The organism is Klebsiella sp. KE9456, assembly GCF_043832615.1.
GTDB classification, from domain to species: Bacteria; Pseudomonadota; Gammaproteobacteria; order Enterobacterales; family Enterobacteriaceae; genus Klebsiella; species Klebsiella indica.
Map to the genome: position 1 here is coordinate 1 of NZ_JBDYQK010000049.1, position 10,216 is coordinate 10,216.

Below are 10,216 nucleotides of genomic sequence, written 5' to 3' on the forward strand. Positions count from 1 at the left end.
CAGAGGCGAATCGAGGCATGACAAAATTGCCCGGAGCAATTTTGAACAGCGCTTGCGCTGGCCCTGAAAGGGCGAGTCCCAGGGATGGGACGAGTAGTACCGAGTTGAGCCGACCGCAGGCTGAGGGGCGGGAGGTGAGCGCAGTGCGCAGCACCGGTTTCTCTGCGGGACCGCGGGGATAGTAAAGGGGGAGACGGTTTTCTCCCCCTTTACCCGTTCACGGGCGACGGTCATCCATTTTCTGCGGGGTTACGGTGAACGGAACCTTTGTCCACAGGAGTGGAAACTAACCGGGCTTGCCGGTGTATGGAAAGACGCAGTGCTGCCCCCTCAAATTCTGGTTCTGTGGCCTGTTCCGTTCACAGCGAATACGCAGATAGATTTTCTGTCTAATTCGAGCTGCAGGACAAAACGGTTAACCGTTTTGCACAGCGCTTACGCTGGCCTCACAGAGGTGAGGCCACAGGCCAAATCACGCGGCAAGAGAGTCAATCTCCGGGAGCATAGATAGCTATGTGACGGGAGAAACGACAAATCTGTCAGCAACAGGTTTGGACGTCGTAAAGCGACAGCCCGCAAGGGCGAGTCTCATGGATGAGACCAGTCACTCAGAAGCCAACACACATGCAACCTGAAGTATGACGAGTATAAATATTATTTTTAGCGCCGGGTGCTCTTTACCCTTGCCCGCAATGGCTTTTTATTGTCATTGGCCGTTTTTTCTGCCTTCTCTGTTATTAACAGAGAAGCCGGTACCGCCTCCACGCCACTCTGCGTGAGTTCAGACTCTGGCTGGGGAGAAACCGTGTCCGCCATATCCGTCACCACGTTCTCTTCTTGCGCCAGACAATCGGAGATAATCTCATCCGGTTCAACGTTAACGACCGGGATGATAGCTTCTTTATTTTCCTCTACTGGCGTGCTGCTTTGATCCACCGGCTTCATCGCTTCTACAGATTCCACTGGTTCCTGAGGCGCAACACCCTGCGTTTCCTTTGAGGCGATCAGTTCGTCAATGCCGGTTGCGGTACGGGCAATGACTTTCCAGGCGTAGACACTGCCCACGTTATTTGCAGCGGCAACGCCAGCGGAAACCGCCGCGTTCATCGCGCCGATTTCTCCCGTTAATTTCACCGTCACCAGACCGCCGCCTTTCGTCAACTCGTATCCGATCAGGTCGACATTCGCCGATTTCATTGCAGCATCGGCGGCTTCAATCGCCACCGTTAAGCCGACGGTTTCGATTAAGCCTAAGCTCTGTCCGGCCATAACTATCTCCTGTCATTTTTCAATTGAATGGGGTATCAGAGAGAGCACACGTCTGGCCTGCCGCTTCGTCACGCAGCAGTGCCGCTTTATCGGTGAGTTCCCAGGGAAAACCTTCGCGGCCAAAGTGGCCGTAACACGCGGTCTGACGATAACGGGGAGCCAGTAAATCAAGCTGGCGAATAATGCCATATACGCTCAGATCAAAATGACGTTCGACCATCCGGGTCAAAAACTCGGATGTGAGTCGCGACGTGCCGAAGGTATTAATACGTACAGAGACCGGCCGGGATAATCCGATGGCCCACGCCAGTTGCACTTCACAGCGCGTTGCCAGGCCGGCTGCAACGATATTTTTTGCTACATAGCGCGCGGCATAGGCGGCGGAGCGATCGACTTTAGACGGGTCCTTACCTGAAAATGCGCCACCGCCATGGCAGGCCGCGCCGCCGTAGGTATCGACGATGATTTTACGGCCGGTTAAACCACAATCCGCAGCCGGTCCGCCGTTAATGAATGGCCCCGCGGGGTTAATCAGCAAACGTGTTTCTGCCGTCAGCCAGGCAGCGGGAATGACGGGTTTAACGATCTCTTCGATAACCGCTTCACGCAGCAACGCAAGCGAAAGATCGGCACGATGCTGCGTGGACACCACGACTACTGCGGCATGGTGTATCTGGCCATTGCAATATTGCAACGTGAGCTGGCTTTTGGCATCCGGTAATAGCCCGTCAAGTTGGCCAGTTTTACGCAGTAGCGCCTGTCGTGCCATTAAGCGATGCGCATACAAAAGCGGGGCGGGCATGAGCTGCGGTGTTTCGTCGCACGCATAACCGAACGTGATCCCCTGGTCACCTGCGCCAGGCCCTGTCGGCGAGTTTGCGCGAATGCCTCTGGCGATATCGTCCGATTGTCGGCCCAACATGCTCATCACGGCACAGGTCGCACCGTCAAACCCTTTCGCGGAATCATCGTAACCAATGGATTTTACCGTCCGGCGAACAACGTGCTCGATATCAATATGCGCATCGGAGGCGATTTCACCGGCAAGGATCACCGCGCCGGTTTTCACCAGACATTCACAGGCGACTTTGGCCCAGGGGTCTTGCACCAGGTACGCATCCAGAATGGCATCAGAGATCTGGTCAGCCATCTTATCCGGATGACCTTCGGCAACGGATTCTGAGGTAAAAAGATATTCAGACACGGCGGAACCACTGTTAAACAAGCGTATCTTATTTTAGCGGTTACCGTTTTGCTGGCGCGTAAACTATTTTGCCCGCGTGGCGGACTTTTTTGCGCTCGGCCATACTGCCAGCGCAAAAAATCCACGGTAAATCAGCACTACTCTGGTGATACAATGCGGCGGTAATCTGACGGGGCAATCCCCGTCTCTTTTTTGAAGATGCGGCAGAAATAATTGGCATCTTGCCACGAAAGCTCAAGTGCGATGGTGTTGATTTTTAAATCACTAAATTGCAACAGTGATTTCGCAATATTAATTTTACGGCTGGTAATGTAACTTGAAAAACCTGTCCCGGTACTCTTTTTAAATGCCCGGCTTAAATAGCAAGGACTCACGAACGCTTTCGCCGCTATGTCATCAAGGGTAAGGTTTTTAAGAATATTTTTCTCAATATGAAATTTTGCCCGGGAAACGAAATCCATCTCACCGTGAGTATTTTTTATCGCCTGTTCGAAAATGTCTTCGCTGAGACTTAACAAGCTGTTCATGGTATGCCAGTAGTGGCTGGCGGGTAGGCCTTTTTGATGGATATGTTGAACGATATCAGCCGCCTTATTGCGGCAGTGCTCATATTTTTCCCCTGATCCCGCAAGATATTGCTGGAGTAATTCAAGAACGTCGATCAGCGCCTTCGAGCGATCGCCGCCAAAAGCCCGGCCCGTACAGGCGGCATCAAGAATACTGAATAATAAAGTATGCCAGCCAGGATAGTCGCAGCGGCTAATCAGATCGCTAATATTTTGTCGCAGCTCGCGAATTGCTGACGCTTCTTCTTCATCGACCAGCAGGGTTTTGCGAATAGTGTCGCTCAGCGTACTTTGCTTAACGGGCTTTAAAAGATAGTCGTCAATTTTCAGGCTGAGCATATGGCGAACAATGTCAAAGTCATCGTTTGCCGTGGTGACAATGACTTTGGTCTCAGTATTCTTCTGTTTAAGATACTCAATGACCTGGTTACCATTGGGTAACGGGATGTTTATATCTACAAACATCATGTCTATTTGGTTAAGTTGATCAATGAGTTGAATGGCTTTTCTCCCCGTTGACGCTTCATGAATCACTGAATTTTCGACGCAGTGGGAAATGATGCGTTTTAACGCTTCCGATTCAATATACTCATCTTCGACAATGACAATATTATACATATTTATGCTCCAGACTCAGGCTGGCACCATCGGGAACCGTAGTTTTATTGTGGTACCCAGCATTGGCTTATGGGGACTGATGATTTGCAGGCCATAGCTTTCACCAAATAGCAATTGCAGGCGATTTTTAATATTATTGATACCTATTCCACCTTTTTGTCGGTTCTGGCTTCCTGAAAGGATATGTTCGATATTCTCCCGGGAAATGCCATCACCGTTATCAGTGATTTCAATAATCACATCCTTGCCATCGTCAGTTGCGCGCAGAATAATATAACTCTTGGTTTCTCGTGGCTCCACCACATAATTGAAAAAATTCTCAACAAGAGGCTGAAGGATTAAAAAAGGGCAAACAACATCTTTATATTTTTCGGGGATCTCGCAGATGTAATCAAAACGGTCATTCATTCTGACCTTCTGAATCGCCATGTAACAATTCACATAGTTCAATTCCTGACCAAGCGTAATCAGGCCGTTATTATTTTTACGCAAAAGGTAGCGCATCATATCTGAAAAATCGTGCACCATGGTTTCAGTACGGCTGGCCTCTTCAAGAAACGCCAGGCGACCTATCGTATTGAGTACATTAAATAAAAAATGCGGATTAATCTGGTAAGAAAGCGCTTTGAATTCCGCTTCATGTAATGAACGTTCAATCTCAACGCGTTTGCGTAATTCGCTGGTTAACTCCTGCTCTTTGTGGCGTAGCTCGCGTTGAATGTTGTTGGCATGCGCCTGTTCCACCAGATAAGAAGCCACATGAAGCAGCGTATACGCTGTGGATTCAAAGCGCTCATAAGGCATACGCGGGGTGTTTTCATGGAGGTTGATAAGCCAGGTGTTTTCTTGCCAGAGGTGGTTGTTGTCAAGGATATAGGGGATACTTTTTTCTTTCTCTTCTTCTACCTTCACCTGGCCTGATATAAATGCGCCAAGATAATGATTATTAATCATTATCGGTACCGCAAACTCGACAAAACCGCAGTAACAACGGTATACGACGGGCTTTCCGGCACGCATTGCGGCCTTACCGCCCGCGCTGTCGCTATCGTAGCAGTGCCGGGCTAACGTTTCATTCATTCTGGAGCGCGCGCAAAAATCTGAAAAGCCGCTGGGGCGGGTAACCGGCACCCCTTCCTGATCCACGACGACCAGAGCAATCATCATTGATTTACTGAAATTGTCTTGCAGTGTTTGTAAACGATTGACATCAAGAAATTCGTGTAATTTATATTTATTATTCATGATATCCACCAAATCAATTTACATACGCTGAAAGCATACCTTTTTCTACCGATAAAAATGATGAAATGGCTCACAAACAAAAAATGAGTTGTGATTAAAATGTTATTATAATGATGATTATGTTTTTATTTTGTTTAAATAAATAGGGGTGTTATCTTTATTGAATAAAAGCAAGCTTATGTTAAATAAAAATATTAGGAAAAATAAGTAAACATCTTGTTTCAATTATTTCCGTTAAACACCCGCGCATCAGCACATTGTCGGGAGTAACTCTGTTTATTGATGGTTCTCGCGCAGTGAAATTGCTGCAGACGATATTGATCCTCTTTCCTGAGCAAACTCTTGCACCTCAGTTATGGATTTTACTTAAAGCCAGGAAATGGGGCGGCCACGCCGGACAAGAACAGCGCACGGTCACCGCGCATGCATCTTGCGAATGGCGGTGTAACCTCCTTGTCGCACGCCGTTATACCGTCAGGTGGATTATCGCTTCGCCATTCACTCTGTTTTCAATCTGCCAAAACTTACCACCCGCGATCTCCCCAGCTCTTTTGCCCGGTAGAGTGCCGCATCCGCCGCGCGCAAAAGACCTTCGCTTTGTGTGTTTTGCGGGTAGCTGGCGATACCTATTGATACATCGACCTGGCCAATTTCGGTCAGACCATAGCGCAGCGCCAGCAGATGAACACCGTTATAGATGTCGGTTGCGCAGGCCATCGCCGCCTCTTCGTTGGTTCCGGGCAGCAGCACCAGAAACTCTTCGCCGCCATAGCGGAATGCCATACCGTTATCGCACACGACACGCTGGATAATAGCCGCGATGCTTTTTATCACCAGATCACCTGCCTCGTGACCGTAATGGTCATTAATCGTTTTAAAGTGATCGATATCAATCATCAGACAGCTCAGCGGCGTGTCATTACGCACTGCCAGATTCATCTGCGTATGCAGCGCATCGTCCAGATGGTGGCGGTTACGCAGACCGGTCAGTGAATCGAACAGCGCTTTTTCCAACAGCGCATGACGTAAACGCTGGTTGGCCAGCGCCAGTCCCAGCGCTTCCGCCATCAGTTCGAGATAGGGGCGGGAAAGGGCGGTTGCAGAGGTGATATGGCTGAACGAGAGCAGGCCAATGGTTTCCCCCTGGGCAATGAGGGGGACGCACAGCGATTGCCCGGCCTGCGCATCCGGCAGATGATAACAGGCAATATCGGGTTCGCCATTCACCGGGGGATGGCTCAGTCCGCGCCGCACGGCCCAGCAATCATCTGGTTGAAAGACGGCGGTTTCTTCCGGTGGTGAAAGCCACTGTGCGACGCAGCGCATCTGCCAGGGGGCGGTGTCGAGAATATAGAGCCGGCCTGGGATCTCAGGCGCAATATTCGGCGCGAACAGCTCCGCGACTTTAATGATATCCTCGAACGACTCACAGCCCTGTAAGCGCTGGGTCATGCGCGCCAGCAGCGTGCGAATCGCCCAGTCGGCATCGCGCTCTTGTTCCAGCCGTTGGCGCGCGAGTCCATTTTCGCGAAAGATGCTAATCGCCTGGGCCATATCGCCAATTTCATCAATCTGGTTAAACTGCGGCGTCTCGACAGCATAATCCTGCGATGCCAGCCGCTGTACCACATCGCTGAGGCGGACCACAGGGTACAGTACCCGGCGTTTAAGAATAAAACCAAGCACAAACAGGAACATGAGCGCCGTGATTGCGACCATCACCTCAGAAAGCGTTCTCCAGTGACGCGATGTCTCGGTCGCCTGCAAAATCGCTTTATTTACCCGGCTTTCCAGCATCAGATGAAAATGGTCAAGCTGCGTCTGAATTTGCTCAAGCTGCTGCTCATAGGATGGGCCGTAAAGTAGAGTGATGGCCGCTTTATCTTCGCCTCTGGCAATCTGCGCCAGCGATGTTTGCTGCTCTGCCTGGAGCGCATCGGCAATCTGCAAACCGTCGCGCAATAGCGCCAGTTCATCTGCGGTGGCGCCGTTTTCTTTTAGTTTTTCCAGCCGGTGTTCAATGGTGGTGGTAGCCTGAGATTGTCGCCGGTATTCTTGTAGTACATCCGGATCTTTTTGGATGATGTAGAGCCGCGCGAGATCTGAAAGTTCCCAGGCGCCGCTTTCTACCTCTTCGCTTAATTGGTAGAACTGCTGGCGTTGTTCGACGGCCCGACGTTCGGCGTTATCGGCGCCGGAGGCCATCAACATCGCGATGCCGGAAGTGAGGGTGAGGGCGACGGTGATGCCGTACGCCCGGTTGGTTATGGTGGCGATTCTCACCGGATATGTCCTTGCGTAGAGATCAATTAATTATCTTTTTTAGAGCCTATCCCATTAGGGCTATTTGGCTTGTCATTTTGAACCTGGGCAGTGCTCAGAATCCTCACGTACTACGTGTACGCTCCGGTTCTTCCGCGCTGGCCGTGTTCAAACTGTCTGCGCCAATAACGCCTGGTGGGATAGGCTCTTAATCGTTGTATTCCCGCTTCACCAGAAGCGCGCCAGTGATTATGGGCGCGGTGTGTTAATAACGGCATGGAGCGTATCGGCATGCTGGTGCAAAACACGATATACATCGTTGTCTAACGCGCCATTTATAACATCAATCTCTATCAGCCGTAACGCCTGCTTATGGCTCATACCATGACGATAGGGGCGCTCTTCGGTAAGGGCGGTGAAAATATCAGCGATGGCGATAATCCGGTCCGCTTGTTGCAGATGATCCTTATTAAGATGAAGAGGATAACCGCTGCCATCCAGTTTTTCATGATGGTTAGCGGCCCAGTTGATGATCTCGCCGAGTTCGCTAAAAGCGCTAAGGATTTCGCCGGTCATATAGCTATGTTCACGAACCAGTAACCGCTCTTCGGCATTCAGTTCACCCTGTTTCTCCAGAATCGCCAGTGGAATGTAGACTTTGCCGATATCATGTAAATAACCGGCGATTTCAATTTTTTTACACTCTACCGCGGGCAGGCCTATATAGTCCGCCAGCATGTGAGAGATTTTCCCCACCATCAGACTATGGCTGGCGGTAAAACTGCTGTAGGTATCAACCACGTTAGCGATCAATAAGCAAATATCTTTCAGCCCGTCGATATCGATATAAACATCGTTGATGGGGCCAATAATTTCCAGTATCCGCTGGATATGTCCAGGATTAAGATGCAGCCAGAAATGCTCCTTTTGTGCGAGCTGGCATAAGATTTTACACAGTTCCGGGTCAATATCCTGGTGCAGCGAGCGAAATTTATCGATTATATCGGTTTTATATGTCGTTTCATTTTTACCGACGGAAAGCAGGCGTTCGAAGACGTCAGCAAAATAAACGATATGTTGTTCCTGGCTGCCTTTGTGGGATGGGCTGAAATGGTGGTCGCGGATAATTGGCAGTATGGGGGACAGGGTGGTTAACCCGAGAAGCATTTCGGCTCCCCGTTGCTGATGCGGATCGTCGAGGTTATCAATGTCATTCAACGATGAGATAACTCTTTTATCGCCCAATACGCCGATATCGTGTAACAACGCGGCGCAAAAAATGACTTGCTGCTGCCGGTGTGAGAGTCCGGCAGCCAGCGCAAGCTCCAGGGCAATCAGCGCCGTTCTTTGCATGTGCAGGTGCAATTCAGGATTAATGATTTGGATGACGCGGCTGGTAAGCATCAATGCCGATTTTAAGGCGATACGCATTGTTTTTCTCCGTCGCGTTGCTCGTATCGTTTTACTTCATTTAGCGCGCAGCTAACTGAGGATGTCATGATTGCACGTTTTGCGTCTGTACGACAGGATACGCTGAATCGGAATTGTGCATTTTTATGCATGCTCATTTTGGGTGCGCTGTTGCACTGAAATGGTGCCATCCGACAGTGGCAACACTCTTTCTGCTTGAAAATTAATCACTTTACTAAGTAAAGCCGAATAAAGTGACGAATAAATTCTGGCAAGGCCTTTGCATTACCGCTGCGCAGGTTCGATTAATATCTATTTCGGGATGAGTAAATATGAATTTTAGAGCATTACTGGCAATTGGGTTACTGACGATGAGTGCTTTCGCGTTCAGTGAGACGCGTTTACCGCACATCGTGATCCTGGCGACCGGGGGAACCATTGCCGGTTCAGCGGCGAATAATACCCAGACTACGGGATATAAAGCCGGCGCGATTGGCGTACAGACGCTGATTAATGCCGTGCCTGAAATGAGCAAGGTGGCGCGCGTTGACGGTGAGCAAGTGGCGAATATCGGCAGTGAAAACATGACCAGCGATATTATTCTCAAGCTCTCAAAACGCGTCAACGAACTGCTGGCCCGCGACGATGTGGATGGGGTTGTGATTACTCATGGTACGGATACCCTTGATGAGACGCCTTATTTCCTCAACCTGACGGTAAAAAGCAATAAGCCGGTGGTTTTCACGGCGGCGATGCGTCCGGCGACGGCCATCAGCGCTGACGGCCCGATGAATTTGCTGGAAGCGGTAACCGTGGCGGCGGATCCGGCGGCAAAGGGGCGCGGCGTGATGGTGGTCCTTAATGACCGCATTGGCGCTGCGCGTTTTGTTACCAAAACCAATGCCACGACGCTGGATACCTTTAAGGCGCCGGAAGAGGGCTATCTTGGGGTGATCGTCGGTGGCAAACCGCAGTTTGAAACCCGTGTGGATAAAATTCACACTGTTCGCTCGGTCTTTGACGTGCGTAACCTTAACACGCTGCCGAAAGTGGTCATTATTTATGGCTATCAGGATGATCCGGAATATATGTATGACGCGGCGATTGCGCATCATGTTGATGGTATTGTTTATGCAGGGACGGGCGCGGGATCGGTCTCTGTGCGCAGCGCGGCGGGGATCAAAAAAGCGGAAAAAGCCGGGATTGTGGTGGTGCGCGCTTCGCGTACCGGCAGCGGCGTAGTGCCGGTTGATGATAGCCAGCCGGGTCTGGTGGCTGATTCGCTCAACCCGGCCAAAGCGCGTATTTTGCTGATGACCGCGCTGACTGAGACTAAAAATCCGCAGGTGATTCAGCAGTATTTCCACACTTACTGAGAAACGCAGGCGATGGCGTCCGGGGATTATAGTCCGGCGCCAGTCAGTTAAACGGTGGTTTTGGCGAAAATGGCGTATTTTGCGTTTCCTCCCATTTGATTCAGTGGCCTGTTCCGTTCACGATAAATACGCGGATATCCGTTATATCCACAGCGTGTGAACGGGCAGGGGGACGTTTCGCCCGTCCCCCTGCACCCCCGGCATTGCGCTGAAAACCTGCCGCTGCGCGGTCCGCTCCACTCCGGCTTCATCTGGCGGACCGGGCG

General features: G+C 50.6%; 6 protein-coding genes and 1 pseudogene. 1 reads left to right on the forward strand and 6 read right to left on the reverse strand.

Annotation, left to right across the window (positions count from 1 at the left end):
• Nucleotides 1–1,002 precede the first annotated feature (1,002 nt).
• The 6 genes and pseudogenes from ABK821_RS25110 to ABK821_RS25135 form a co-directional block, all read right to left on the reverse strand.
• A pseudogene (locus ABK821_RS25110) lies at nucleotides 1,003–1,269 on the reverse strand (BMC domain-containing protein); the annotation flags it as partial.
• A gap of 19 nt (nucleotides 1,270–1,288) precedes the next feature.
• Nucleotides 1,289–2,473, reverse strand: a complete 1,185-nt coding sequence (gene metK, locus ABK821_RS25115; RefSeq protein WP_138361234.1) for a methionine adenosyltransferase — start codon at nucleotides 2,471–2,473, stop codon at nucleotides 1,289–1,291.
• A gap of 137 nt (nucleotides 2,474–2,610) precedes the next feature.
• The gene (locus ABK821_RS25120) at nucleotides 2,611–3,657 is read right to left on the reverse strand and encodes a response regulator (RefSeq protein ID WP_138361235.1); all 1,047 of its coding nucleotides are present in this window, start codon (nucleotides 3,655–3,657) and stop codon (nucleotides 2,611–2,613) included.
• Between the two features lie 15 nt (nucleotides 3,658–3,672).
• On the reverse strand, nucleotides 3,673–4,902 hold the full coding sequence (locus tag ABK821_RS25125) for a PocR ligand-binding domain-containing protein (RefSeq protein WP_171034877.1): 1,230 nt from the start codon (nucleotides 4,900–4,902) through the stop codon (nucleotides 3,673–3,675).
• A 498-nt stretch (nucleotides 4,903–5,400) separates the two neighbouring features.
• Nucleotides 5,401–7,185, reverse strand: a complete 1,785-nt coding sequence (locus ABK821_RS25130) for a sensor domain-containing diguanylate cyclase (RefSeq protein WP_343179190.1) — start codon at nucleotides 7,183–7,185, stop codon at nucleotides 5,401–5,403.
• Nucleotides 7,186–7,413: 228 nt separating this feature from the next.
• Nucleotides 7,414–8,595: an HD domain-containing phosphohydrolase gene (locus ABK821_RS25135; protein ID WP_343179189.1), complete on the reverse strand. Its 1,182-nt coding sequence runs from the start codon at nucleotides 8,593–8,595 to the stop codon at nucleotides 7,414–7,416.
• 311 nt (nucleotides 8,596–8,906) lie between these two features.
• Between ABK821_RS25135 and fraE the strand changes: the two genes are divergently transcribed.
• On the forward strand, nucleotides 8,907–9,950 hold the full coding sequence (fraE, locus tag ABK821_RS25140; protein ID WP_138361239.1) for a fructose-asparagine asparaginase: 1,044 nt from the start codon (nucleotides 8,907–8,909) through the stop codon (nucleotides 9,948–9,950).
• The last annotated feature ends 266 nt before the right edge of the window (nucleotides 9,951–10,216 follow it).